General features: G+C 37.1%; 23 protein-coding genes and 2 other annotated features. Of the genes, 5 read left to right on the forward strand and 18 right to left on the reverse strand.

The window, feature by feature from the left end; translation table 11 throughout:
- From BALCAV_RS07285 to BALCAV_RS07300, 4 genes are all read right to left on the reverse strand, one after another.
- On the reverse strand, positions 1 to 493 hold a 493-nt coding region (locus tag BALCAV_RS07285; protein WP_040323770.1), incomplete at its 3' end, for an RNA-guided endonuclease TnpB family protein.
- A gap of 271 nt (positions 494 to 764) precedes the next feature.
- Positions 765 to 3188 carry a phenylalanine--tRNA ligase subunit beta gene (gene pheT / locus BALCAV_RS07290; protein WP_003324456.1) on the reverse strand — a complete coding sequence of 808 codons (2424 nt, stop codon included), beginning with the start codon at positions 3186 to 3188 and terminating at the stop codon, positions 765 to 767.
- An 11-nt stretch (positions 3189 to 3199) separates the two neighbouring features.
- Positions 3200 to 4234, reverse strand: a complete 1035-nt coding sequence (gene pheS, locus BALCAV_RS07295; protein WP_003324455.1) for a phenylalanine--tRNA ligase subunit alpha — start codon at positions 4232 to 4234, stop codon at positions 3200 to 3202.
- 616 nt (positions 4235 to 4850) lie between these two features.
- Positions 4851 to 5089: a binding site (T-box leader), on the reverse strand.
- 79 nt (positions 5090 to 5168) lie between these two features.
- The gene (locus tag BALCAV_RS07300; RefSeq protein ID WP_004427319.1) at positions 5169 to 5933 is read right to left on the reverse strand and encodes a TrmH family RNA methyltransferase; all 765 of its coding nucleotides are present in this window, start codon (positions 5931 to 5933) and stop codon (positions 5169 to 5171) included.
- A gap of 124 nt (positions 5934 to 6057) precedes the next feature.
- Between BALCAV_RS07300 and sspI the strand changes: the two genes are divergently transcribed.
- Positions 6058 to 6264, forward strand: coding sequence for a small acid-soluble spore protein SspI (gene sspI, locus BALCAV_RS07305; protein WP_004427317.1), 207 nt, complete (start codon positions 6058 to 6060; stop codon positions 6262 to 6264).
- 102 nt (positions 6265 to 6366) lie between these two features.
- Here the strand turns inward: sspI and BALCAV_RS07310 are convergent, their stop codons facing one another.
- Both BALCAV_RS07310 and BALCAV_RS07315 read right to left on the reverse strand, forming a co-directional pair.
- A complete protein-coding gene (locus tag BALCAV_RS07310) occupies positions 6367 to 6690 on the reverse strand; it encodes a hypothetical protein (RefSeq protein ID WP_004427315.1) in 324 nt (107 codons plus the stop codon).
- 275 nt (positions 6691 to 6965) lie between these two features.
- Positions 6966 to 8051 carry a M42 family metallopeptidase gene (locus BALCAV_RS07315; protein ID WP_004427314.1) on the reverse strand — a complete coding sequence of 362 codons (1086 nt, stop codon included), beginning with the start codon at positions 8049 to 8051 and terminating at the stop codon, positions 6966 to 6968.
- 273 nt (positions 8052 to 8324) lie between these two features.
- On the opposite strand from BALCAV_RS07315, the gene BALCAV_RS07320 reads away from it, so the two are divergent.
- A complete protein-coding gene (locus BALCAV_RS07320; RefSeq protein ID WP_004427313.1) occupies positions 8325 to 8735 on the forward strand; it encodes a hypothetical protein in 411 nt (136 codons plus the stop codon).
- Positions 8736 to 8900: 165 nt separating this feature from the next.
- Here the strand turns inward: BALCAV_RS07320 and BALCAV_RS07325 are convergent, their stop codons facing one another.
- The 6 genes from BALCAV_RS07325 to BALCAV_RS07350 all read right to left on the reverse strand — a co-directional run bounded on the left by BALCAV_RS07325 (position 8901) and on the right by BALCAV_RS07350 (position 17430).
- Complete coding sequence (locus BALCAV_RS07325) at positions 8901 to 10808, reverse strand: right-handed parallel beta-helix repeat-containing protein (protein ID WP_004427311.1); 1908 nt, start codon at positions 10806 to 10808, stop codon at positions 8901 to 8903.
- 89 nt (positions 10809 to 10897) lie between these two features.
- Positions 10898 to 13207, reverse strand: a complete 2310-nt coding sequence (locus BALCAV_RS07330; RefSeq protein ID WP_004427307.1) for a DUF4962 domain-containing protein — start codon at positions 13205 to 13207, stop codon at positions 10898 to 10900.
- A 14-nt stretch (positions 13208 to 13221) separates the two neighbouring features.
- Positions 13222 to 13983, reverse strand: a complete 762-nt coding sequence (locus BALCAV_RS07335) for an SDR family NAD(P)-dependent oxidoreductase (protein WP_004427306.1) — start codon at positions 13981 to 13983, stop codon at positions 13222 to 13224.
- A 195-nt stretch (positions 13984 to 14178) separates the two neighbouring features.
- Entirely contained in the window at positions 14179 to 14487 is a 309-nt protein-coding gene (locus BALCAV_RS07340; RefSeq protein WP_004427305.1) for a cupin domain-containing protein, read from the reverse strand.
- A 97-nt stretch (positions 14488 to 14584) separates the two neighbouring features.
- Positions 14585 to 16390, reverse strand: coding sequence for a sensor histidine kinase (locus BALCAV_RS07345; protein WP_004427304.1), 1806 nt, complete (start codon positions 16388 to 16390; stop codon positions 14585 to 14587).
- Entirely contained in the window at positions 16390 to 17430 is a 1041-nt protein-coding gene (locus BALCAV_RS07350; RefSeq protein WP_004427303.1) for a response regulator transcription factor, read from the reverse strand. The genes BALCAV_RS07345 and BALCAV_RS07350 overlap by 1 nt, the downstream gene beginning before the upstream one ends.
- A 333-nt stretch (positions 17431 to 17763) precedes the next feature.
- Between BALCAV_RS07350 and BALCAV_RS07355 the strand changes: the two genes are divergently transcribed.
- The 3 genes from BALCAV_RS07355 to BALCAV_RS07365 all read left to right on the forward strand — a co-directional run bounded on the left by BALCAV_RS07355 (position 17764) and on the right by BALCAV_RS07365 (position 21330).
- On the forward strand, positions 17764 to 18732 hold the full coding sequence (locus tag BALCAV_RS07355) for an ABC transporter permease (RefSeq protein ID WP_004427302.1): 969 nt from the start codon (positions 17764 to 17766) through the stop codon (positions 18730 to 18732).
- 15 nt (positions 18733 to 18747) lie between these two features.
- The gene (locus BALCAV_RS07360) at positions 18748 to 19629 is read left to right on the forward strand and encodes a carbohydrate ABC transporter permease (RefSeq protein WP_004427301.1); all 882 of its coding nucleotides are present in this window, start codon (positions 18748 to 18750) and stop codon (positions 19627 to 19629) included.
- 114 nt (positions 19630 to 19743) lie between these two features.
- Positions 19744 to 21330: an extracellular solute-binding protein gene (locus tag BALCAV_RS07365; protein WP_004427300.1), complete on the forward strand. Its 1587-nt coding sequence runs from the start codon at positions 19744 to 19746 to the stop codon at positions 21328 to 21330.
- Positions 21331 to 21383: 53 nt separating this feature from the next.
- Here BALCAV_RS07365 and BALCAV_RS07370 read toward each other — a convergent pair whose 3' ends face one another.
- From BALCAV_RS07370 to thrS, 6 genes are all read right to left on the reverse strand, one after another.
- Positions 21384 to 21950 carry a TVP38/TMEM64 family protein gene (locus BALCAV_RS07370; protein ID WP_004427299.1) on the reverse strand — a complete coding sequence of 189 codons (567 nt, stop codon included), beginning with the start codon at positions 21948 to 21950 and terminating at the stop codon, positions 21384 to 21386.
- 25 nt (positions 21951 to 21975) lie between these two features.
- Entirely contained in the window at positions 21976 to 22251 is a 276-nt protein-coding gene (locus tag BALCAV_RS07375; protein ID WP_004427298.1) for a DUF1294 domain-containing protein, read from the reverse strand.
- Positions 22252 to 22334: 83 nt separating this feature from the next.
- Positions 22335 to 22694 (reverse strand): 50S ribosomal protein L20, encoded by a 360-nt coding sequence (rplT, locus tag BALCAV_RS07380; RefSeq protein WP_004427296.1) that lies wholly within the window; start codon positions 22692 to 22694, stop codon positions 22335 to 22337.
- A 35-nt stretch (positions 22695 to 22729) separates the two neighbouring features.
- Positions 22730 to 22930, reverse strand: a complete 201-nt coding sequence (gene rpmI / locus BALCAV_RS07385) for a 50S ribosomal protein L35 (protein ID WP_004427294.1) — start codon at positions 22928 to 22930, stop codon at positions 22730 to 22732.
- Between the two features lie 34 nt (positions 22931 to 22964).
- A complete protein-coding gene (infC, locus tag BALCAV_RS07390; protein WP_004427292.1) occupies positions 22965 to 23468 on the reverse strand; it encodes a translation initiation factor IF-3 in 504 nt (167 codons plus the stop codon).
- Positions 23469 to 23566: 98 nt separating this feature from the next.
- Positions 23567 to 23692: a sequence feature (ribosomal protein L20 leader region), on the reverse strand.
- Between the two features lie 321 nt (positions 23693 to 24013).
- Complete coding sequence (gene thrS, locus BALCAV_RS07395; RefSeq protein WP_004427290.1) at positions 24014 to 25936, reverse strand: threonine--tRNA ligase; 1923 nt, start codon at positions 25934 to 25936, stop codon at positions 24014 to 24016.
- Positions 25937 to 25972: the final 36 nt, after the last annotated feature.

Genomic DNA, 25972 nt, shown 5'->3' on the forward strand with positions numbered 1-25972 from the left:
TAATGGATACAAAGAACTTTCCGCTTGGATTTCGTCTGACTGTAGCGCTCAGAATACGCCCTTCAACCTCACGACTTTTGGCCAAGCGAACATACCCTAGTTTCGGCAATTTAATTTTGTTGTCTACTATGGCAATGTTGCTATTTGTTTCTTTCGTGGTGTAGGATTGTACCTGATTCTTTTTTGATTTGAAGCGTGGCGCTTTATTTTGTTTCTTGAAGAATCGAGTATAGGAATCGGCAAGATTTTTCAGGGAGGATTGAAGGGCAATGCTATCCACTTCTTTTAGCCATACGAATTCCTTTTTTAGTTGGGTTAATTGGGCCGAACAAGAAGAATACGTTAATCCTTTGCCTGTTTCTTGGTAGGTATCGTTCCATTGCCCTAAAAAGCGATTGAATACGAAACGAGAACAGCCGATGGTTTTGGCAATCAGGGTTTCTTGTTCTTTGGTTGGGTAGAGACGAAATTTGTACGCTTTGTTGATGAGCATTGTTTTCACCCCTCCAATAGGAATGTATGTTCTTATTATACTCTAACAAGAATCTCTTTGGCTACCGCCAACCGCCATTCATCTCCCCCTTATCGTTGGGCTTCTCCCTTCACACGATTGAAGAGGGAGTCTTCTGTCGGGAAATGATAAAAACCGTTTCGCTCGTTTGAACTTCAATCTCCTTTAACTTTTAGACAAAACAAACCATCCTATAAGGTATAATATTACCTCATAGGATGGCAGTTTGGAATGATTATCTAACTTACCTTATTTATGAACGCAATGTTGCCCCTGTTTCAGCTAGGGCATTTAATACTTCTTCATGCTTTTCTGTCACTTCTTCATCGGTTAATGTGCGTTCCGGATCTAAATAAGTTAACGAGAAAGCAAGTGATTTTTTTCCGTCCTCTAGGTGTTCACCTTGGTATAAGTCAAAAAGACGAAGGCCTTTCAACAACTCCCCACCAGCTGAAACGATAGTGTTTTCTAACTCGGATGCTAATACCTTTTCATCCACTACAAGGGCGATGTCACGGACAATCGCTGGGAATCTAGGTAGCGTTTGATAAGTAACCGTTTCTGGCTCAACATTTAGCAATGAGACTAAATCAAGTTGTCCAACATAAATCTCTTTTAAATATTGTTCTTTTGCTGTTTTTGGATGAACTTGTCCGATGTAGCCAATCTCTTTTCCTGCTAATTCAATAATAGCTGTTCGCCCTGGATGTAAGTCTGGTTTTTGACCTAACTTAAATTGAAGCTTTGAGCTTAGCCCTAACTCTGCAGCTAAACCTTCCACAATCCCTTTTAAAACATAAAAATCGACCGCTTTCTTTTCACCTTGCCAACTATGCTCATGCCATAAACCGTTAACGGAGAGTGCCAACATCTCATTTTCAACCGGTTGTTTTGTAATCGTTGCTTCATCTGTTTTAAAAATCGAGCCTATTTCAAAAATAGCAATGTCATGATTTTTACGATTTAAATTGTAACGAACGACATCAAATAAATGTGGAATTAAACTTGTTCTCATTGTACTCCGTTCATCACTCATCGGCATCGCTAAACGAACAAGGTGATCATTCTCTTCCTCAGCAAAACCTTTTGCTTTCGTAGGACTTGTTAATGAGTAAGTGATGACCTCATTTAAACCAGCCCCTTCTAAATAACGGCGAACACGACGGCGTTTTGATTGATATTCAGACAATTGCCCTTGAGTTGTCGTCGAATCAGGCAATGTTGTCGGGATATTGTCATATCCGTAAATACGGGCCACTTCCTCATATAAATCTTCCGCAATTTGAATGTCACTACGGCGTGTTGGTCCCGTTACGATGAACGTATCTCCATTCACTTCAAAATCAAAACGTAATTGCTTCAAAATATTGGCGACTTCGGCTTGGTTCACAGCTAAACCGAGTCGATTATTTAATTCAGTTAACTCAAGCTTAATTTTAGGTTCTTCAATCGATAAATGATCAACTTCAACGATTTCCTCAGAAATTTGACCACCAGCAAGCTCTTGAATTAAAGTCGCGGCTCTTTTCGCTGCTTCACGAACTCGTTTTTTATCTACGCCTTTTTCAAAACGTGCACTTGAATCACTACGTAAGCCTAAATCTTTTGATGTTTTTCGCACGCTAGTAGGGTTAAAATAAGCAGCCTCTAATAAGATTGTTGTCGTATCATCTTGTACTTCAGAGTTTTTGCCACCCATGACACCTGCAATCGCCATTGGTTCTATCCCATTTGTAATTACTAAATGGTCCTCTGATAAAGTACGCTCCACCCCGTCTAGAGAAAGCATTTTCTCTTCTTCTTTTGCTTTACGAACGACTACTTCTTTTGAGCCAAAACGGTCATAATCAAAAGCATGGAGTGGTTGACCATATTCAAGTAAAACATAGTTGGTTACGTCCACGACATTACTAATTGGACGAATACCCGCTGCCATTAAACGGTTTTGTAACCAAAGTGGTGATTTCCCAACTTTGACGTCTTTAATCACAATCGCCCCATAATATGGATTAGCGTCCGTATCCTCAATAGTCACTTCAACATCATTTGATTTTGAAGTAGTTGTATTAATGGATAAATCCACTTGTGGCAATTGAACAGGAAGATTGTATAAGGATGATACTTCATAAGCGACCCCAAGCATATTTAAACAATCAGAGCGATTTGGTGTTAAATCTAGCTCTAACACATGATCATCTAAATTCAAGTGAGAAATGGCATCCGTTCCAACTGGTACCTCATCTTGAAAAACATAAATACCTTCCTCAAATTCCTTTTGAACGAGTTTCCCATCAATACCTAACTCTTGCAGAGAACAAATCATCCCCATGGAAACTTCGCCACGAAGCTTTGCTTTTTTAATTTTGAAGTTCCCTGGCAAAACAGCTCCAACTTTTGCAACAATCACATATTGACCAGCTGCCACATTTCGGGCTCCACAGACGATTTGAACGATTTCATCCCCACCAATATCGACTTTACAAACATTTAATTTATCAGCGTTTGGATGCTGCTGACATTCTTTTACATAACCAACAACAATCCCACTTACTCCTTTATTCAATTCATGAATAAAGTCAATTTCGATTCCACCACGAGTCATTTTTTCGGCGATTTGGGCCGCTGTTACTTCCGATAGATCAACATATTCCTGTAACCATTTATATGAAACTAACATTGTTCTCCTCCTTATGCTCCGGTAAATTGGGCTAAAAATCTCATGTCATTTGTATAGAAGTGACGGATATCATCAATGTCATATTTCAACATCGCTAAACGCTCGACTCCCATTCCAAAGGCAAAGCCACTATATTTCTTCGGATCAAATCCACTCATTTCAAGTACCCGAGGATGAACCATACCGGCACCAAGTACTTCAATCCACCCTGTCTGTTTACAAACACGACAGCCTTTTCCATGACACATTCCACAAGAAACATCAACTTCAACCGAAGGCTCAGTAAAAGGGAAGTAACTTGGTCGTAAACGAATTTCGCGATCTGTTCCAAAGAATGATTTGACAAATGAGTCTAACACTCCTTTTAAATCACTCATTCGAACCTTTTCATCAACGAATAATCCTTCAATTTGCATAAATTGGTGCGAATGGGTCGCATCATCATCATCACGACGGAATACTTTTCCTGGACAAATGACTTTAACAGGTCCTTTTCCTTTATGTTTTTCCATCGTTCTTGCTTGAACAGGTGATGTATGAGTTCTTAAGAGGAGCTCTTCTGTAAAATAGAACGAATCCTGCATATCACGTGCTGGATGGTCTTTTGGTAAGTTTAAAGCTTCAAAGTTATAATAATCCACTTCGACTTCCGGTCCCTCTGCAACAGTGAAACCTAAGCCAATAAAGGCATCCTCAACCTCTTCAACAACAGCTGTTAATGGGTGTTTTGTTCCTCTTTGAACAGGGCGTCCTGGTAAAGTAACATCTATACTTTCTGCTGCAAGCTTTGCTTCTACTTCAGCGTCATCAAAAAGTTGCTCTTTTTTATCAATTTCCTGCTTAATCGCATCACGCACTTCGTTGGCTACTTGGCCAATAACTGGGCGTTCCTCAGCAGATAATTTTCCCATTCCTCTTAAAACTTCCGTAATCGGACCTTTTTTTCCTAAATAAGCAACTCTTACTTCTTGTAACGCTTTTTTGTCTGAAGCCGCTGCTACTTTAGCAAGAGCCTCAACACGTAATTCCTCTAAACGTTCACGCATTCCCAATTCCTCCTTTGATATAAAGCGAAGCCTGTTTGTTCAGAAGCGAGAAAAAATAAGAACAGCTGATGAAGACGCTTTTTGTCTTCATTCAGATGGGCGATTTTTCTCGAGCTTCTAACAGGCGTAGCTGGATTAATATAAAGCGAAGTCCGTTTGACCAGAAGCGAGAAAAAATTAGGGTCGGCTTCTGAAGTCGCTTTTTGACTTCATAAGACGAACCGATTTTTCTCGAGCTTCTAACGGACGTAGCTGGATTAATATAAAGCGAAGTCCGTTTGACCAGAAGCGAGAAAAAATTAGGGTCGTCTTATGAAGTCGCTTTTTGACTTCATAAGACGAACCGATTTTTCTCGAGCTTCTAACGGACGTAGCTGGATTAATATAAAGCGAAGCCTGTTCGGTCAGAAGCGAGAAAACTAAAGATCAACGCTAAGTTCGCGACGTCCTCTCGCAACGCCTTGTACCCACGTCCTGTGGGCAAGAACAGCTGATGAAGACGCTTTTTGTCTTCATTCAGATGGGCGATTTTTCTCGAGCTTCTAACAAACTCCGCTCATTTTGCTGAAACTTAGTAAGCCTTTTCTGCATAGAAAAGAGCCACCATCCCTCACTAGAAAGGGACGATGGCTCGCGGTACCACCCTTATTTATAAGCATCAAAAAGAAGCCTATACACTTCATTATCATAACGAATCTTCATCCGTAACACTTTAATAAGAAATTTACTTTCCTATGTTCCAGCGTCTGCTCCAGAGCGAATTCAAATACTCTCACCTAAGGAATGCTTTCAGTCTATGACATTCCCTCCCTATTAGGCAGTGGTTATCTTACTACTCTCTTTCTTTGCATTTAGCCATTTTCAGTTGTTTCTATTATATTGAAACTTCCACCTTGTTGCAACAAGGAAATATAAATATTGCCTCGCTTTAGCATTATGAACGGATCGCTTTTAAATAATACATTAGAATTCCTGAGGCAACCGCTACATTTAAAGATTCAGCTTGTCCAAAAATCGGGATATAAATATTTTGATCACACTCTGCTAATATACTCTTTTCGACCCCTTGCCCTTCATTGCCAACAATTAAGGCAAATTGAGCTTGAGATTCAACCGCCGTATAGGAGCTTGCTTTCTCTAATGCTGTTCCGAACACAGGAATACCTGCTGCTTTAAACTTTGGGATGAGCTCGAGAATATTCCCTTTAATAATTGGTATATGGAAAAGAGCACCTTGAGTTGCCCGAACAACTTTTCCATTATACAAATCAACACTACCTTCACCAAGTACAATACCTGTTAAACCAGCCGCTTCAGCTGTTCGGATCATTGTTCCAATATTTCCAGGGTCTTGAACCCGATCAATCAGTAACCATTGACCTGTTGTCGCAATTTGCTCTGGCCATGTAGGCATTTGAACAATTGCCACAACTCCTTGTGGTGTATCCATCTCACTTAATTCTTTCAATACTTGCTCTGTCACAATGATAAATTTTTTTCGTTCAATCTGCCATTGACTTTCGATTTTATCTTCATTTGTCACCAAAATGGCCTCAAATTTTAATTTAGCTTTTAAAGCTTCTTCAATTAAATGGAACCCTTCTAACAAAAATTGTCCTGACTTATCCCGACCTTTTTTCGTTAAAAGTTTTTTCCAATTTTTAACTTGTTCGTTTTTAACTGATTCTATTCGTTTCATCCCTAAATTGCTCCTTTATCCTCTATCCATTCATCATACCTATTTTTTTACTCATAATCCAGTCTCGATTGGACAAACTAACGGTGCGACTTTAACAATACAATGGAAAAGGAGAACAATAAAAATGAGCTTTAATTTACGAGGTGCCATTATGGCCAATATTAAAGGAAGTTCCGAACAAGATGTTGAAGCAACAATAGTCGATGCAATCCAAAAAGGGGAGGAAAAAATGCTCCCTGGTCTTGGAGTGCTATTTGAAGTATATTGGCAACAAGCTGACGAACAACAAAAAGATGAGCTATGTCAACAAATTAGTCAAGGCTTGCAATAAAAAGCTCAAATTTTAAAATGTATGTGTAAATCTACATCCCCAAAAAAGGTGGGACCGTTAAACTGGCCCACCTTTTATTGCACAATACTTTTCCATATGTATTCAAGCACTTTGCTGCTCACATTTTGCTTTCACTTTATTCCCCATAATAATCACGGTCCATTGTTTCACTAACAGGACAACAAAGGCTGTCACGGTTAAAATAAACACGTATGAGATTTTATAATTATAAAAGGTCAATTGATAAACAATAATAAAAAGCAAACTGAAAACGATCGTAAAATAAGAATATTTATACGACTGTGAGAGAATGGTATTTTTCTCCTCGGTATTATCCAATCTTCGTATAACTTTACTGTAGTAATAAAAGCTAAGCAATAAAAGAAGAATGAACAAGATTACAATACTCCATTCGGCTGTAATCATACGCTCCCCTCCTCAAAACGAAATGATTTCCCCAACCATCTTTTTTCCACGACACGAAGAAATCTACATTTATTATACCTTTTTAACTTTACGTACAGTTTTAAATAATGTTTCAGTTTTTTTACATGTTTTTTCATACATGCAACAGAAATTCCTAAAAAAAATTACTAATACTAGCATATTAATTTACCATATAATTTTGACTGTTCAATTCAAAAAAAAGCTATCCCATCTCATCTACAATAGACCAATGGAATAGCTTTATGAGCATTCAATTAATTATACGTAATCGCTTCAACCGTTTCTTTATCAAGCTTTTTAATCACTTCCGTAATTAATTTGACTGTATTTTCATAATCATCACGATGTAAAATCGCCGCATGAGTATGAATATAACGAGTTGGAACGGTAATGGATAAAGCAGGTACGCCATTTGCGGTTAAGTGAATCGCACCCGAATCTGTTCCCCCACCAGGCATTAAATCGTATTGATACGGAATGTTATGTTCATCAGCCGTATTGGTTACAAAATCACGCACACCTTTATGAGAAATCATTGATGCATCATAAAGTACGATTTGTGGTCCGTCGCCCATTTTAGCTAATGCTTCTTTTGCTGTTACTCCAGGTGTATCTCCAGCAATCCCAACATCGACACCAAATGCGATGTCTGGCTCAATTTGATTAGCTGATGTTTTCGCCCCTCTCAAACCAATTTCCTCTTGAATCGTCCCAACTCCATAGACAACATTTGGATGGCTTTCATCTTTAAGGTTTTTCAAAACATCAATCGCGATCGCACATCCAATTCGATTGTCCCACGCTTTTGCCATTAAAAATTTCTCATTTTTCATAACCGTAAACTCACATACCGGAACAACCGAATCACCAGGACGAACACCAAACTCCATTGCTTCTTCTTTACTCGTTGCACCAATATCAATAAACATATCTTTTTTATCGACAGGTTTACGACGAGCTTCTGCTGGTAAAATATGAGGCGGTTTTGAACCAATTACACCTGGGATGTCACCATCCTTTGTCATTATCGTTACACGTTGTGCGAGCATCACTTGCTCCCACCAGCCACCAACAGGTTGAAAGCTTAAAAACCCTTTATCATCAATATTTGTTACCATAAAACCAATTTCATCTAAATGGCCAGCAACCATAATTTTAGGTCCATTTTCATCACCCACTTTTTTCGCAATTAATGAACCTAAACGATCAGTTTCAATTTCGTCCGCATAAGGAGTTATGTATTTTGTCATGACCTCACGAGCTTCTTTTTCATGACCAGGAATCGCATTTGCATCTGTTAAATCCTTTAGCATCTGTAATGTTGCATCTAATTTTGTCAAATCATTAACCCCCAATAAAATAAATGTTGTTCTATTTTTTAGTATAATCAAATAATAACTACAACTCAAATTTTTCTCTTCTTTGCCTAACTATTATTCCTTTCATGAAGTTAGAAAACTAGAAAAAAATCCTTCTAGTTTCGTCCTTTTAACTCTTTTTTTATTTTATCTAATTTTTCTTTTAAAAAAATGCAACCAAATTGAATCTAATTCGTATAAAATAGAATAAAGCATAAACTATACAATGACCCAGGTAGGAAAGGGGCCACAGCAATGGTAATTTTATTTCGTTTGTTATTGTTAATCGCCATTCTTGTACTTGCATATAGTGCATTCAAATACTTATTTCATCCACGACGTAAGCTTGAAGCCGCCCATGAAAAAAAGCAATTTTTCTTCTTAGATGAAGAAAAAAATGTTCGGAAAAACTTTCTTGTCACATATAAGGGGGTTATGTTTGAAGGGGAAAAATATCTAGGAACAACGGACAAATCGTTCGAAATCGTTGCTATTTATTTGTGGGCCAAACAAACAGAACGTTTAAAAGGTTTATCTAATGAAGATTTCACCTTTATTGAGGAAGATATTAAATTAAGATATCCTAATGCTAAAATCAATTGGAAAAGTCCCATAAAGGAATTTTTGCAGGCACAAAGAAAGCAAAAAAATAAAACGGATAAATAAAAAGTCTAAAACATTTGATGGTGACTATGCTTCACCATCCTTTCATGAAGAAGGCTGTTCCATCTAGTCATAAAATATGACCAGATAAGAGCAGCCTTTTTGTACTACCTAAATCTAGATAATGAAACAATTTTAGGATTTAGATAATTTAATTTTTCAACGAGCTTAATCTAATTCAATTAGGGAAATGAACTCCTCCCCTTTGATGTTTCTTAATTTATTTCCTTCCACTTTAATTCTTTCACCGGCTTCAATCCGAATTCCGTTGCTACTGTTTACGATTTTATTATCCTTTATTAAAATATCTTTTGGGATTCCTGCTCCTTTGTTATCGTTATTTCGATCACCTAGATCTTCGGCAATATAAATACCCCAAAAGTTTTCGGCACGATTATTGACGATTAAATTTTCTTTCACAATCGTACGCGGAGCATTCAATAAATAAATGCCTTTTGCATTGGCAGGTTCCTTTGTATTAATAATTTTATTTTTCTCAATTCTCGTTCCGGGTGAACCCATTATAACGGTAATTCCATCACGGGTATCCGTCAGTTCATTTTGGTGAATATAATTGCCTTCTCCTGATGCTGAATGTGAATGTGGTGCTGTACCACCAGTATTTCCTACCCCTATCCCTCCACGTGGTACACCATCAATTTTATTCTTTCTTATTTCATTTAAATATTCACCTTGTCCATGTAAGTCAATCGCATCATGAATATTATCCGTATAGTTATTTTTTTCTATTAAATTGTTATGGGCAAAATTCTGAATTAATGTCCCGTGTCTCAAATAAGGCCCTTCAAATGTACTATTCTTAACAATATTAAAGTAAGTGTCATTCGCATGACCTAAACGATCAATCCCTTGAATTCCTTGAATCGTCACACCATAACCAGCACCCCCTCCACCAACATCGGTCGCATTTCTAAAGGTTGCGTTATTTACAATAATTCGATTACTTTTTTCAATTCGAACACCCATCCTTTGAAACTTCTCCACCGTCACGTTCTGAATCGTCATCAATTGTGAAGGTTCACCAGCAGAATCAGCTATAAAAATTCCATAAGCCGGCCCACCACGTTCTGGGTTATTTTCACTTGGATTATCCGAATAGGCTCCGTCAAAAGTTGAAGTGATTGTCATATTTGAAACAACAACATTTTTAACCCCAAAGGCCGTTAATACCTTACTATTAGGCACCTGTTGGACATCAAAAGAAGAGACCAATTGAACACCGGTTTCACTTTCACCGCGCAAATTAACTCCACTTTTTAAATAGATGTGTGAAGTATGATCATGATCCATCGTTTTATTTAAGTTATAAACGCCATTTGGAAAGTAAACTTCATCACCAGGCTCTGCTGCATCAATGGCCGCTTGAATAGCAGCTGTATCATCTGATTCATTATCCAAAACATCAGCACCATAATCAACAACATTTAGCTTTTTTCCAGTTGTATGATTTGGTTCATGTGGTCGATAGGCTGTTTTATCAGGAAAAAATAGTCCAGCTTTAGTAAATGGTTCCGCATCTGGTTTAGGTCCTGGATCGACTATCTCCAATTCCTCTACAACTGGTTCACCATCAATAGGAGCATAAATATGAACAGCCGATAAACTATTCCAATGATTCGTCGAGTTTCCATAACCAATGATTTTAATATATCTAGTTTCTACATCAGGGAAATCGACAGCTTCCAGATTAAAGTGCTCTCCACTGCTTTCAAATTGGTCAACAACCTTTACCCAATTCTGACCATCTAAAGACACTTCTACATCAATGATTGACTTTCGAATATCTCCATTATAAAAAGCTACCCCTAGATAACCGACTTCTTTTACCTCGTCTAAATCAAACTGAATCCATTCTCCTATCCCCGCGGCTGACCATCTTGTCCCTAAATCATCATCTAGTGTATTTTCTGGTATATTGCCATCATGAACACTTGCGATAACCGAATGAATTTGATATCTTATCACCGAATTCTCTTCCGCATAACTAGATTCACCTGAAAAAGTAACGCTGAGTAAAATAATTAATGATAAAATGACCTTTAACCTTTTTTTCATCGTTCTCATTCCCCCATCGCTCTTCATTAATAAAGCAACCGACTGCCATTAAAGTTAAGGTTCAGTCGGTCTTGTTGATTTTGATTTATTTAATAAACCTTTGGTGCTTCGATTCTTACGGTTTGGCCATTCTCCGTAAAATAAAATTGTAAGCCATGATCTTGATCGTCAATAAAATAAGACACATATTTAGGCTGTTGACGTTTCATTGGGTGCAGCAACGTCACAATACGATGCCTCTGTGAACGTTTTGTCTGAGCTTGAAGGCGCCAATGAATCGGTTTACCTTCTAATTCATCGAGATCAACCCCTGGAAAGTCTTGATGCTGAGTTACTGCTAATTCGCCACTTGAACTGTAAATAAATCGACCTTCTAAGGCAGCCTTTTCTCCCTCAACTAAGAAACTTTGATGGTTGAGTTGCATTTTATTTAACGTATGAAGTAACCAGGTCACTTCTCCTTCTTGTTCTAAATCGACCGTATCAATGAGCACAAAATAAGATTGATTAATAAAATAGGTTTCACGCTGATACCTTCTTAAATGAGGGACATAGTACTTATAGGCATTAGTAGCATCCGCTCGCAAGTAAGCATAATTTTCATTTTCATTGACCTGTTCAATCGAACCATTAGCTTCTTTTGCTAGGAACTTATCCTTTTGTGCATATTGTCCTTTTCCATCAATTAAAATGGCATTTTTAGAAATCGTCTGTCTTCTCCAATTCATATGCATCGTACTATTAAAAGCCACATAATAACCACTATGAATTGCTAGCGGATCACCATAAGCATGCAATACAAAAGCATTTTGATCACCGTGACTATGACTAATCGAGCCGTAAGAGCTACTTTTTGTTAAGTACATAATATGTTCATCCGCTGAGTCCATCCGATGATTCATACTTACCCACCCAACATCTTTGAACCATTTAATAGTATCTAAACCCGTTGGCTCTTTTGCCTCAATAGTAGGATAATCGTGCAAATACATCATGTCATCAAAATAAAAATCCCACCAGCCTTTGTTATAAAATTTATCATCTGCATCTAGGTCATTTTTTTTCGTTTGTTCATAATACCACTGGTAATGTTGGTTATTGGTTACTCCAGCAAATTGACGAATATTAAAGCCTACTTTTAATCCAGGCTGATCGCCTAAGTTAGCGTGGTCACCAAAGCTTGCTCGGCTCGTATTAGGTGGATAAACATATAGCGGAAAATCACCGGTTTTTCTGAAAAATGGTCGATTATATAAATCGAATCCATTAAATTTTTTTATTAAATTCATCGCCTCAATGACATAGGCCATCCCTGTCATCCAATAGTGAGGTCCCTCTGCCCAACCACCATCAGCTCCTCCCCATGGTGTATACAAACCACTGTAGTATTCCAATGTATAATCTAACCATTCTCTTACAATTGGTTCATCATCAAACAAAGCAATACAACAAGGAACAAGAACAGATGAAAGTGAGCGAACTGCGTGACTGTCATATGGTACGTGATGAATCTTCGAACGCTCGATCACATGATGAGCTACTTGCTCAGTTCTTATCAATAACTGCTTTTGCACAAGCTTTTTTTCTTCAACTGATAAATAAGGAGACAACCAATCATAACCCCATGCTAAGGCACCAGCAACTCGAAAAGCAGCTTCATCATTATAGTCCCTTGATGTCGTACCAGACGGATCCCAATGGCTAACATGAATAAGCCAATCTTTTGCCTTCTTAATAATTGCCTCATCCTCTAATAAAACCCCTGCCACACTTAAATGACGGATCGCATATAATACTTCCTGACAATCCATATACATTTGCCGCCATAATTTTGCCACTCGCTGCTGATTTGGGTAAGGCAATGGCTCATTTATAAAAGGCATATTCATATAAGGTAAAACAGAACGTTCATAAAAAAGATCAAATTGACAATAATTTAAATCCCTTTTTAACTCCTCTTGAAAACTTTGTAACTCTTCTCCGGTTAACCATAGTCTTGGACTTTTTTGACTCACCTTTAAATATCGACTTTCTCTATTCGGTAACGGGGTTTTTGGTAAATCTTTTTTCAATTCAAAGGAACGTATCTGACTCCAACTACTCATTTGACTATTATCTTCTGGAGAGATTAACGCATAACGCCAAAAATAGGTACCAGGCTCAAACGATTGATCAGGAGTAAATAGATTATTTTTAATTGGTTTATAGATTAAAGTTGAGTCTTTTTCAAAATTTGAAGACAACGAAACCTCTAAGACATAGCAGTCCTTTTCCAATTTTGCTGGCATCCACGTAAATCGAGGAGGGTTTTCAATAATCTCTGTATTTAAATCAGGTTGGTAAGGAACATTTAATGCACCACTCTCAGGTTGATAAAGTTCAATTAACATCTGCTTCATTTTTTCTCCTCCTTCTAACGCATATACATTCCACCATTAATCTCGATCGTCTCACCCGTAATATAATTAGCTAAATCTGAGGCTAAATATAAGACCGCTCCTGCAACATCCTTAGGTACACCTTCTCGCTGTAAGGGGATGCTTTTCACTGTATTTACTCTACCTTCATTTGTCGTGAACGTATCATGGAAAGGCGTTTTTCCGATAAAGCCAGGCGACACTGAATTAACGTTTATTTGATAAGGTGCTACTTCCTTTGCCAACGCTTTTGAAAAAGTTAGAGTAGCAGCTTTCGAAGCCGCATAAGCAGCCGCTCCTGGGCCACCCCCATTATGAGCGGCAACGGAAGTCATATTAATGATTTTTCCACCGTCTTCTTTCATATATGGAATTGTTTGTTGTGATACTAAAAAGGTACTTGTAACATTTATATCAAGTATTTGATGCCAGAGCTCTTCTGACATTTCTTCCACGGGCACTCTTTTCACTAAATGACCAGCATTATTAACTAAAATATCTATTTTTTGATGAAAAAAATCAGCTGCTTCCTGAATAAAAGGAACAATTTGTTCTTTTTTTAATAAATCGGCTTTTATCGCTATTCCCTTTTGCCCTTTTTCTTCCAAGTAACGGACCACTTCTTGGGCCCCTTCACAATTGCTGCCATAATGAACGACGACATCAGCACCTGCATCTGCCAAGGCTAAGGCAATCCCTTTGCCTATTCCTGTGCCTCCACCTGTTACGATCGCTTTTTTTCCTTTCAAATCAATCATTTTAACTCTCCTTCCTTACTCCATTTAGTTAAACGCTTTCATTTCAATCAAATTCAATGGCTTTACACTCAAAAGTTTATCAATGAGATCTATATGTTCACCAAGGGGATTCTTTGTTTTTTCCTTGTTTTTTTTTAGATAACCTAAAAAATGAACCTTAGATATTCAAAAAGAACATCTAAGGTTCAGCCCATTTTATTTTAATAAATCTTGTCTTAACGGAGTAAATGTATCTAAAAGGGCACCGTTTTCTAAAGCAACCGCACCATGTTGACAATTGCTTGGAATAAACAATGTCTCACCAGCTTCCAATCGATGCTTGACCCCATCAAGAGTAAATTCAAAGACTCCTTTTAGACAATAGGTAAACTGTTCATGAGGGTGACTATGCTCTGAGCCCTCAGCTCCTTTTTCGAAATGAACTTCCATCATCATAATTGATTGACCAGGTTCAAAAATCTTCCTCTTTACCCCTGGTTCAGCTTGTTCCCACTCTCCAACCATCATTTTACACCTTCTTTCAAAACATGGATTTTTTCTAAGGCTATCATGTAAAGCAAGGTCCTAAAATTGGTTGATTTGAGGTCATTTTTGTTTCTTTTTAGATCGTCTTTTTGAGAGGAAGATTTTTTCTTGGAATCGTCATCGTCACAGTCGTCCCTTGCTCCACTTCACTAGTTATTTCTAATCCGTACTCCTGCCCAAAAATTAGCTGAATTCTTCGATGGACATTATTGACTCCAATTCCCATATGTTGATTTAGTTCATGAACACTTTCTGAGCTCAACTTTTGTCTAATTTCATCCAATCGTTCCTCACTAATACCTGAACCATTATCAATAACATCTATATACAATAGCTCGTCTGTACATCTAGCTCGAATGAGGATTTTCCCTTGATAAAATCGTTTTCTTAAACCATGATGAATCGAGTTTTCAACTAAAGGTTGTAAAGTAAGTTTCACAATATCTTCTCGTAAAAGAGATTCAGCAATATCGTATTCGATGTCAATTTCTTCTTGAAAACGATGTTGTTGAACGATAAGAAAGTTATTTATATGATCAAGTTCATCTTTTATTGTCACAACCTCAAAGTTCCTGATAGAGTACCGAAACATATTAGATAGAGCTTCAGCCATTTCTGATATTTCTTCCGATTCATTTAAAACAGCATAAGCATTCATCGTTTCTAAAGTATTATGCAAAAAATGCGGGTTTATTTGGGACTGTAAAGCTTGTAATTCCGTTTTTTGTTTCTCTAATTTAATTTCTTGATTTTTTAACTCGGAGGCATATAACTCCTCTACTAATTGTGACAACCTTTCCACCATCATATTATAGCTATTAACCATTGAACTCATTTCATCAGAGCCTTTTAGCTCCTTAATCTTTCTCCACTCACCTGTCTCCACTTTTTTCATTCCTTGTTGAACTGTGTTTAAGGGCACAACGATACTTCGGGCAAACCCTTGTGAGATACCAAGGGCCAATACCAACGCAATGATAGAAGCTAAAATCGCACTTCTTTGAATACCTGATACCGGCTCTAAAACACTTTTAACTGGGGTCATGGCTAAAAGTGTCCATCCTGTATTCATAGATTTATTATGATAAAATAACATCTCTTCTAAATCCCATTGACCATGGAAGGAACCACTTTGTTCTAATTCCATTTTTTTGACTAGCTCTTCATCAATTCTCTGGCCCAATAATTGCGGATTCTGATGATAGACAATCCGTTCATCTCCCCCTACTATCACAAAGTCAATGTCATTATTAGGTCTAGATAAATTCCATAATTGTTCTAATGCCGAGGCATCTACCTCAATTCCTAACACCCCTTTTGGTATAAAAGAGGTGGCACCACGAATTCTTCTCGTGATACTTAAAACATACTCATTCATATTAAGGCTTTGATTCGCAATTAAGCTAACCCCTCCACTATCGGCAGTCGTTTCGAGTAAATGCTGATACACTTCTTCAACTGGCCTTTGGTTCGCCATTAGGGAGCTGCCATCCGATAAAATATACTGATGATTCTCCCCTATTATATATAAAAGCTTAATATCACTATTTTGCATTTCTATTTTATTCATTTCACTTAAGATATCTCGATACAGCATATAACGTTCAAATGGTTGGTCCTCTTTTAGATCTAAAAAAGATCTTACCTTTCGATCCATTAAAATAGTCAGAGTCGCTAACTCTAAATCTCTTATATAACGTTCTGTTTGAAAACTAATATTCTCTACAATCTGCTCGAGATGATTTTCAGCTTGTTGTTTAATTTGATTAGCCGCCTGTATATAAATAAAAATAGAAGCGAGTGAGATGGCTAATATGATAACAAAGGCAAAATAAAGAACCATTCGTACTCTAAGTGATAAATGATAAAACCACTTTTTCATTAGTTAACGCCCATTTTCATTCGGTAATCAGATGGAGTTTGTCCCGTATATTTTTTAAATGTTTTTGTAAAATGTGGGTGATCATTTAATCCAATTAAACTAGGGATATCCGTTACTCTCACATCTTTTTTTAATAATAGCTGTTTGGCTAATTCCATCCGCTGTCTAATGCGATAGGCGATAAATGTTTCACCTGTTTCTTTTTTAAATAAATGACTAAAATAAGAGGGGTTTAATCCAAGCTTTTTAGCCACCTCTTCTAAACTAACATCCTGGTCTAAATTTTTATGAATAAACTGCTTTGCCGCTTCAATTGGGTCAAGTTCATTTCCTTTTCGTTGCTGTTCAATCATATGAATTAGTTGAAGACACTTCTTATACAAAGTTTGATTTGCCTCTTCTTTTGTATCAACATCAATTTGCCAATGAAAGGATTGAAAGAGTCTACTTCCTTTATTGCTAATACGTCGATATAAAACCTCAAGAATATGCGTCAATAAATCATTATAATATTTTATCCGTATCCTCTTATCCTCGACCTGTTGAAGCCACTCATCATAAAGGACATCCAGTGCCTTTTTATCAATATCCCATATGACTGTTTCTAATGAATGTATAAAATGTTCAACTTGACTCGGGCCAATAAAATCATCGTTTTTCTCTTCCAAATTTTGTAGACACCTTTGGACCGTCTCTGACAATTTCTTTTTCGTAACTGGTTTTAATAAATATTCTTGAACACCAAATTGTATTGCCTGTTGTGCATAATCAAAGCGATCATAACCTGATACAATCACCCATTGTGTATCATTCATTTTTCCCTTCCACTTATTAATAAGGTTAAGACCGTTCATTTCATTCATTTCTATATCCGTAAAAATAAGGTCAAATCTCTGTTCCGCAAGAAGATAGTCCGCTTCTTCTGCGTTAGCACATTCCATTAGTTGTGTGAGGATAAAATGCTCAAGCTTGATTTGTGTTAACAGCTTTAGCAAACCTTTACGTATTAATGGCTCATCCTCAATAATCAAGACTTTCATTAAAACACTCCTCCTCCATTTATAGAAAGCGTTTACTTAAAACGAATTATAACGAATATTCAGAAAACGTTGTACTGTTTTTTTCATTTCATCCAAAAAAAACACAAATGATACGTAATGGACTCTCTTGTTGTAAGCCTTTTCATCTCTTAAGATTAAGCTACATTTCAATGGTAACAATCAAAATGTTCACTTCTAAGTTGAAACGGATTGTTTTTAGTTAACCAAAACGGAGGCAGTGGAACGACCGGAGACTCCTGCAGGATTAGTGAGGGACGGGAGACCTCGCAGCTTTTAGCGACGAGGCTTCGCTTTATATTAAAGGAGGGTAATATGACGATGCATGTTGAAACGGACAAGTCACAACCAATAAAAAAGATAGCGAGAAAAGAGAAGTTAAGACGCAATTTGAGATCGATTTGGAAATATAAAGCTCTTTATTTAATTGCTTTACCAGGCGTTGCTTATTTTATCATCTTTAAATACATCCCTTTACTCGGCTCCATCATTGCATTTCAAGACTACAATATTTTTAAAGGTATAAGAGATAGTGAATGGGTTGGTTTTGCACAATTTGAAAAAATGTTCAATTATTCAGAGTTTTTAAGAATTCTCCAAAATACACTTTTAATTAATTTTTATGATTTACTTTTTGGCTTTACAGCTCCAATCATTCTCGCCTTAATGCTTAATGAGGTTCGCAAACTAGTACTTAAACGAATGATTCAAACAATTGTCTACATGCCACATTTTCTTTCTTGGGTTATTATTAGTGGGATTTTTATTGGCATTTTATCTCCTTCTACTGGGCTTGTAAATAAAGTGATAGAATTATTTGGCTTTGAGTCACAATACTTCCTTGGTGACAATAGTTTTATCCGTTCCATCATCGTTGGATCTGGTATTTGGCGTGATACAGGGTGGGGTACAATTATTTATTTAGCCGCACTAGCTGGAATTAATCCGAATTTATATGAAGCAGCGGAAGTAGATGGGGCTAATCGCTGGCAACAAACTTGGAGTATCACCTTACCTGCCCTCTTACCTACGATTACTGTTTTATTTTTATTACAAATTGGAAACTTTTTAGATTTTGGCTTTGAACGTGTCTACGTATTTTTAAATCCCTTAAATCGAGAAAATGGAGAGATTTTTGATACGTATATTTATCATGCTGGACTCCTTCAAAATCAATTTAGTTATACGACTGCTGTTGGTATTTTTAAATCAGTCGTCGGTCTCATTCTTTTAGTTGGGGCGAACTTTTTAAGTAAAAAGACAACAGGAAATAGTTTATATTAAGACAGGGGGATAATAATGGCCATTAAAGATAGTACGCCACGTAAAATATTTTTATTTTCAAATATCACATTACTTATTTTCATTTCACTACTAATGCTCCTCCCTATTTTACATGTCGTCGCTCAATCGTTTAGTAGCTCTGGGGCGATCGATCGGGGAGAAGTGAGCCTTTTTCCTGTCCAGTTTACGTTAGACAATTATCTTTTTGTCTTTCAAGATATGAGTATTTGGAGGTCTTTTGGTGTTACCGTATTTATTACAGTGTTTGGTACACTATTTAATTTAATTGCAACTGCCTCTCTCGCGTACCCACTTTCTAGAAAGGAGTTTATCGGCCGACGTTATTTATTATTTATGGTGCTTTTTACAATGATTTTCTCAGCACCCTTAATTCCTACTTATTTATTAATCCAACAGCTAGGGTTACTTAACTCATTATGGGCGTTGATTCTACCTACTTCCATTAGTGCCTTTAATTTCTTTGTCATGCGTTCATTCTTTTTACAAATCCCACAAGAATTAATAGACGCTAGCCGAATGGATGGATGTAGCGAGTTACGTATCCTCCTTCAAATTATTTTGCCTTTGTCCAAGCCAGCACTAGCAACTCTCGGTATTTTTTACGCTGTGTTTCATTGGAACACTTATTTTCACGCTTTAATGTTTATTAGTGATAGAAAATTATATCCCTTGCAAGTAAAATTAAGAGAAATGATTGCCGATGACTCTCTTGTAGCGGATCCTACCTCTGATATTTTTACAACAATGCTTTCAAGCTCACCAGAAGGTATTAAAATGGCTGCTATTGTCGTTGCGACTATACCTATTCTGATGATTTATCCTTTCCTCCAACGCTATTTTATTAAAGGCTTTATGCTAGGAAGTATTAAAGATTAAGAAGTAGAGACTTAAAAATACACAAAGATACCTAAAAAGAATCCATTCACTCTTTGATAATATCCTGTTAGTTTATTAAATGTAAGCACTTACAATATCTTAGGGGGGCATTTTATGCAAAATCGTTTCGTTGTCCATTTGATTTGGCTCTTCATTCTCATTTTTTTAGTTGCTTGTTCAAGTAACAATAACACGTCCACTGATTCATTAAGTAATGACACGAGTAAAAATGAAACGACAAATGAACAAGATGAGCCACTTGAATTTTCTATATCTATGAGAACTCTTGCTACTGAATATGTCGAAAACCATCCAGATATTAATAATGACAAATGGGTACATGAGCTAGAGAATCTCACGAACTCAGATATCCATATTGAGCTAATTCCTCACAGAGAGTATGTCGAACGAATGACGTTACTACTGGCATCTGGTGATATCCCCGATGTAGTCCAAGTATCAGGTGGCTTATACGGACCAGAGCTTGCAGGAGCAGTTGAAGCTGGAGTCTTTATGCCCTTAAATGAGTTATTGGAAGAGCACGGACAAAATTTATTAAGTGTTGTTCCACAAGAAGCTTGGGACCAGGTTACAGATGCTGATGGCATCATATATGCGATTCCCGATTATTTAGCCAATCGTTCTCGTCGTGGTATGGCGATTCGAATGGATTTACTTGAACAAACAGGATTAGATATCCCTAAAACAACTGACGAATATTTAGCCGTCCTTCGTGCCTTTAAGGAGCTTGGTGTAGAAAATCCTTATCAAGGTCGGGAGCAATTCAAATATGCAGACACGTTCTTTGGAGCCTTTGATGCTTATCCATATCAATGGGAATTCTACGAAGGTGAAGTTGTTCCTAAATTCATGGCCGGAGATAAAATATTAGATGCATTAGAATTTTACCGAATTATGTATGAAGAGGGCTTAATTCATCCTGAATTCTTAACCACACCTCAACCTGTATACCGTAGTAACATTATTGCAGGGAAAGCTGGAATGTGGTCGATGAATGCTGAGGAAGTTCTATCGTGGGAACAGGAAATTCAATCAAATATTCCTGAAGCTAGAGTGGAAATTATTCCTTCTCCTGTTGGAACAGACGGAAAAGGCGGTCATTACCTTTACAACTCAACAACACGTGCATTCTTAATTAATAATAGTACTGATGTTGATATTAAACGTCTCATTCAATTCTTTGACTGGCAAGTATCTGAAGAAGCAGAGAACTTCTTTACTTTCGGCCTTGAAGGAGACACATACACCGTTTCCTCGGACGGGAACTTAGATTATACAGTCCCAACAGACATTAATAGCATCAATGAACAACGATATCGTAATTACTGGCTCTGGCTAATACGTGATGCTACTTTTACACGAGGCGTCCTTGAGCAATCCGACGATGGGCAAAAGTTGATTGAGATCTTTGATGGCATTTTAGCTGAAGAAGGTCGCGACAGTATTTTCTTTGACCCACCTTTAGATACATTACAATCAAATCCAGAGATTCGCCCTGGAAGTGATGTTCCGGCCGACTTATGGTTAACAGGTGCCGCTGAAATCATCTTAGGTCGAAAACCACTCGAATATCATGAGGAGATTATTAAAAATTGGTTAAATAAAGGGGGAGCACAAGTGATTGAAGAAGCCACACAACGGTATAATGATGGTGTAGGAATACAAATACCTGAGGAATAAAATATTAATGAGGTAATACTAAAGGGACTGTCTGAGCACAGCCCCTTTCTTTTTTACATTCGAAAAAAATCAGCCCACTTAATTGTTTCTTCTTTTTTTCTAAAGATTAATAAACAAAGAAGTAAAATAAGCGTTAATGTAATCGTTCCTGTTAATGGGAGTTGGTGAATCATATCACCAAACGCTGTATAAATAATCGCCGGTGGTAAGACAAAAAGAATGGAACGAATCACATAATCACGAAAATGATTAGTCGTTTCAAAAACATATAAGGAGACAAAATGAAAATGAATAAAAGGAATGAGACGAATCACCATCAATTGTAAATCCGTTAACTTATTGCCATTTTTCAAGATTTTCCCTTTAAGTTGCGAGAGCTTCTTGCCGAAATTAGGAAAATAATGAATGAGTAAATAGAAAAAAAGACTTGTTAAAGTTAGTCCAATAACGGAATATAACGATCCGTATAAAGTACCAAAAATATATCCTCCTACTAAACAAGTTATTAAGACAGGTATAAATAAAAACGGACGAATAATATGTAGTACAACAAAAAAGAATGGGGCTAGCCAACCACTAGCTTCAATAAACTGCCTGGCCGCTTCAATTTTTTCGTTCATTCGATGCCCCCCCTTCTCGTATAGTTTATGTTCGTTCCCCTAAGAAGATGAAGATGACCATAAAAAATTGTACAAATAAAATGAGTGGAATTCCGACTGTGAAACTTTTATGTTTCGTTTTATGTCGATACACCTTCATCGCATTAAACACACCAAAACTCCCGCCAATAATCGCAATAAAAAAGAGCGTCTTTTCCGGGATTCTTCGTTCTTTTCTTTGTGCCTTCCTTTTATCCTGAGCCATGGTCGTGTAACCAATGAAGTTAATCATTACTAGATACATAAGCAGTAACGGCATCATCTTTATTCCCCCTTTCTCTAAATGAAAAAAAGCCGACAAAGTTGTATATTAGCTTTGTCGACTCTTTTCCTTATTTATTCTTATTAAGCATTTAAGCTAGCTTTAGCTTTAGAAGCTAATTCAGCAAATGCTTTTTCATCGTTAATCGCTAAGTCAGCTAAGATTTTACGGTTAACATTGATTTCAGCTAATTTTAAACCGTGCATTAAACGGCTGTAAGAAAGACCGTTGATGCGTGCAGCTGCGTTGATACGCGTAATCCATAGCTTACGGAAATCGCGTTTTTTCTGACGACGATCACGATAAGCATATAGTAAGGACTTCATAACTTGTCCTTGTGCTGATTTAAATAATGTATGTTTAGAACCGTAATAACCTTTTGCTAACTTTAATACCTTTTTACGACGACGACGTGCGACATAACCGCCTTTTACTCTTGGCATCGAAGTTACCTCCTTTTTTTATCCGAACAGATTGATTATTTTTTGTACGTTAACATTTGACGAATGCGTTTGAAATCACCTGAGTGCACAATAGCAGATTTTCTTAATTTACGTTTCTGCTTTTGAGATTTGTTACCAAACATATGGCTAGTAAAAGCGTGAGCACGCTTAAGCTTTCCAGATCCAGTCTTTTTAAAACGCTTAGCCGCGCCTCTGTGAGTTTTCATTTTTGGCATAACTGAGGTCCTCCTTATTATAAAAGTTCAGCTGTTACTTTTCTGCTTGTGGTGCCAAGATAAGAAACATGCTACGACCTTCCATCTTTGGCTTAGATTCAACTACCGCAATATCCTCGCATTCTTTAGCAAGTCGCTCTAATACAACTTTACCAATTTGAGAGTGAGTAATCGCACGTCCGCGGAAACGGATTGCTGCTTTTACTTTATCTCCTTTTTCAAGGAATTTACGGGCGTTACGAAGCTTTGTATTAAAATCATGATCCTCAATGGTCGGGCTCAAACGAACCTCTTTAACATTGATAACCTTTTGTTTTTTACGCGCTTCTTTGTCTTTCTTTTGTTGCTCGTAACGGAACTTTCCGTAGTCCATAATTCGACATACAGGTGGTTTCGCTGTTGGAGCGACACACACTAAATCAAGATTAACGTTTTGGGCCATTTCAAGTGCTTCTTGCTTTGTCTTCACACCGATTTGGTCACCATTAGCTCCAATGACACGTACTTCACGAGCACGAATTCCTTCATTGACTAACATGTCTTTACTAATAATCAGCCACCTCCAAAAGATTTTAGCGGATCAAAGCATTGCATTCCCATGCTTTAGGGAAAATAACCTTTTTTTATCGCTTTAAGGCAATAAAAAAAGTGTAGGCGCTAGACGCCCACACTTGTACATTCACTAATCATGAATCCCATCATACCTGGCAACTGCTCAATGAGCGTCAATCAGGTGAGAAGCGGGCGCTTCTGCTTGCTTTGTTTCCATATTCGATTCTAAATAACTATATCACGATCAATTGAAGAGTGTCAACTCAAAATGACTGACCTTGTTATTTTAACGAATCTTTTCAATAAATGCAATGGGAAATTGACATTTTTTTAAGATATCCACTATTTTCATGTTTAATTTGCTTCATTTTTGGGTATATAAGCACACAGAGAGCTGAAAGTGAGAACGTTATCTTCCTGTGTCACTTGATATACAGAGACCACTGAGAAATACCGGATATGAGCTTAATTTGTCTTACTCCGCGAGCAGTATACCCTACACGTTCCGCAGGTCTCCCGTTTTTAGTCCACTCATCTATTCCATTGATTATCTATTTCATTTCTTAAGTTCGTGATCCAATCATCGAGTGGGACTACGCTTGAATTTTTCTCTCCATACTTACGAATATTCACCGTATTGGCATAAGCTTCTTTATCACCCAAAACGAGTGTATAAGGTATTTTTTGCATTTGGGCTTCACGAATTTTATAGTTTAATTTTTCCTCACGCGTATCGATTTCAACACGAAGACCATACGCTTTCAATTCCATCTCCACTTCTTTAACATAACTTAAATGAGCATCCAAAGATACAGGGATTAATTTACATTGTACAGGTGCAAGCCAAGTCGGAAATGCTCCCGCAAAATGCTCTGTTAGAATCCCAATAAAACGATCGATAGAACCGTAAATGGCTCGGTGAATCACGACTGGTCTAACCCTTTTATTATTTTCATCAATATAATCTAAACCAAACTTCTCCGGCATTTGAAAATCAAGCTGGATTGTTCCACATTGATGACTTCTTTTTAAAGCATCTTGTATATGAAAATCAATTTTTGGTCCATAAAAAGCTCCATCACCTTCATTTAATTGGTATGGAAATCGACTAACCTCCAAGACATTTTTAAGGGCAACTTCAGCTTTTTCCCATATCTCATCAGATCCCATTGCCTTTTTTGGACGAGTCGAAAGTTCAATCGAATAATCAAAACCAAACGCTCGATAAATTTGATCAATTAATTGGATCATCCCTTTAATCTCTTCTTCCATTTGATCGGGCCTCACAAAAACATGGGCATCATCCTGGCAAAAAGACCGAACCCGAAACATACCATTTAAAGAACCACTTGATTCATGCCTGTGAACTTGCCCAAATTCAGAATAACGAATCGGTAAATCACGATAGGAACGCAACGCTTGTTTATAAATCAACATATGACCAGGGCAATTCATCGGTTTTAAGGAAAAATTTTGCTCATCGACTTTGGCAAAGTACATATTTTCATGATAATGCTCCCAATGGCCTGACTCTTCCCATAAACGCTGATTCATCATAAATGGTGTTCTTACTTCATCATAGCCATTCCGATTTTGCATCTTTCTTGAAAATTGCTCAAGCTCATGACGAATAATTTGTCCCTTTGGTAAATAAAAAGGCATACCAGGAGCTTCTTCTGAGAACATAAACAGCTCTAATTCCTTCCCTAATTTTCGGTGGTCACGTTTTTTCGCTTCCTCTATCATCTCTAAATGACTATTCAACTCATCTTCTTTAAAAAAAGCTGTCCCATAAATTCTTTGTAGCATCTTATTTTGACTATCGCCTCGCCAATAGGCACCTGCTACATTTAATAATTTAAAAAATTTAATTTTACTCGTTTGGGCAACATGAACTCCACGACACAAATCAAAAAATTCGCCTTGTTCATAAATTGAAACTTGTTCGCCTTCTGGTATCGCATCAATAAGTTCGAGCTTGTAGCGATCATCCATTTCAGTAAATCTCCTTAGTGCCTCCTCTCGACTAACTTCAATTCTTTTTATTTCTAGGTTTTCAGCTACAATTCTTTTCATTTCCTTTTCAATCTTTGGCAAATCCTCCATAGAGATATTTTTTTCGGACTCCAGATCATAATAAAAACCATCTTCAATCACCGGTCCTATCCCTAGCTGTACATTTGGATACAGCCTTTTTAATGCTTGAGCCAATAAATGAGCTGCACTATGGCGCATAACATCTAAAGCTTCCTCCGTTCCCTCAAGAACAACCTCCAATTTTCCTCCTTTAAAAAGTGGTTGTCTTAAATCAATGAGCTCCCCATTCCATTTTCCAACAACAGCCTTTTTCTTTAAATTTTGGCTAATGGCGAGGGCAATTTCTTCTGGTGTTACCCCTTTCACCATTTCTTTTTTCGACCCATCCGGTAAAACAATTTCAATTAATTCTGACATTTAAAATCACTCCTCTGCTAAAATCATTAAAAAACA

The sequence above is a fragment of the Alkalihalobacillus alcalophilus ATCC 27647 = CGMCC 1.3604 genome, assembly GCF_000292245.2.
GTDB classification, from domain to species: Bacteria; Bacillota; Bacilli; order Bacillales; family Bacillaceae_D; genus Alkalihalobacillus; species Alkalihalobacillus alcalophilus.